The sequence below is a fragment of the Leisingera sp. ABD4_442 genome, from assembly GCF_056160905.1.
The window spans coordinates 1-1441 of record NZ_JBSWYB010000086.1 but is presented as its reverse complement, the minus strand read 5'-3'; the positions used below and the strand labels follow the sequence as shown (position 1 = coordinate 1441).

The 1441-nt window shown below is 57.0% G+C and carries 1 protein-coding gene; it reads right to left on the bottom strand.

Translation table 11 applies throughout. The annotated features are described in order from the left end of the window. Positions 1-269 precede the first annotated feature (269 nt). Positions 270-1373, bottom strand: a complete 1104-nt coding sequence (locus tag ACXAHG_RS23455; protein ID WP_475061222.1) for an IS110 family RNA-guided transposase — start codon at positions 1371-1373, stop codon at positions 270-272. Between the last annotated feature and the right edge of the window lie 68 nt (positions 1374-1441).

The window sequence follows — 1441 nt, the reverse complement described above, 5'->3', positions numbered from 1 at the left end:
TCCATGTCTCCTGTCAAAGGAATTGCGCATGGCAATGCGCACCGCTTTTTTGCGGCGGTTCGGCTGCCGTAGGATTTGGGCAATTACAGTTTGGGGAACGAAACAACTTTCCCGACGGTCGATCAGCCTTCCATGCGCGGATTGCAAACCGCATTTTTCGTTTCCGTCTCGGGTCTATCTCTCACTTAGAACGGGCATCGGCAGACCCTGCCCAGGGGGCTTTCGAGCATAACCCTAACCGGCTGTTCCGTTCCCCACTGCGCTCAGGGTCAAGTTACATGCGTTTCCCGACCGAGGGCCCAGACGAATCCACAGAGTTCACGCGCAATGGCGGGAACGACAATCGTTGACTTCTTGCCGCGCTGCGTCAGCTGGCGGTACCGCTTGCAAAGCCGTCTTTGTGCCTCCCAGGCAATATTCCTGATGGCAGCCGGCTGGCGCTCAAGAAGCCGGGCTTTATCCTGCGACAGACGTGCAGGATACCGATAGCTCCAAGCGGCTTCTATCAGCATCCTGCGCACTTCACAGTTTCCCGCTTTGGTAATCCCTCCCCGGCGGATCGTGCTTCCGCTGGAATGCTCTGAAGGAGTCAATCCCAAGTAACTCATGAGTTGCCTGGGGGTTTCGAAACGATTGATATCCCCTACTCCCGCCACAATCGTAGCCGCTGAAACCAACTCCAGACCGCGCAAACACCGCATGGCTTCCACCAGCGCGGACAGATTCCATTCAGGCAAATGCTCCGATATCCGCTTTTTCAGCGCCTCATGCCGGTCAGATGCTGACCAAACCGCCTCAACGTAGTCCCGAAACACGTCATTCTGGGCCGGTTCGTCAAAGCTCTGAGTTCCCAGCCACAGCTTGTGCCGATGGGTCCAATGTTTTCGTCCAGCTTCAAAGGTCCGGCCGTGACGCAGCAGAAAGGCTAAAAGTTGCTGCCGGGTCCGGGCTAGATGAATGGCCGCATCCAGCCGGGCCCGTACCAAATCACGCATAGCTTCGTGAGATCGGTCCGGAACCCAGACTGGCGTCAATTCTCCGGCGCGGTGTAAAATAGCCAGCCGCTGAGCGTCCCGGCGGTCCGTTTTAATTCGATCACCTGGCGCTTTCGGGATACGGGATGGGGCCACAACGCTGCATGGCAAACCCGCCGCCGTTAGCTGCCGATAGATACCATATCCGCAACAGCCTGCCTCATAACAAAAGTCTACTCTGCGATTGCCATCCGTGAAAGTGCGGACCACTTTCTTCAGCGCATGAGGCGCGTTCTCAATAACCCCCCAATAGCGAACCTCCCCGTCCCGCCCATCATCAGCGCATGCAATCGCTATCGTGCGTTTGTGAACGTCCAAGCCAACGTATGTGATCTTCATCTGGCCGCCTCCTCTGTGACGCCGCCAGACTAATGATGCTGGCGCCGCACAAGGAGACATACGGACTT

Excerpts from the sequence above, each read along its gene's own strand:
- ACXAHG_RS23455 (WP_475061222.1), bottom strand. The coding sequence starts at position 1,373 with ATGAAGATCACATACGTTGGCTTGGACGTTCACAAACGCACGATAGCG.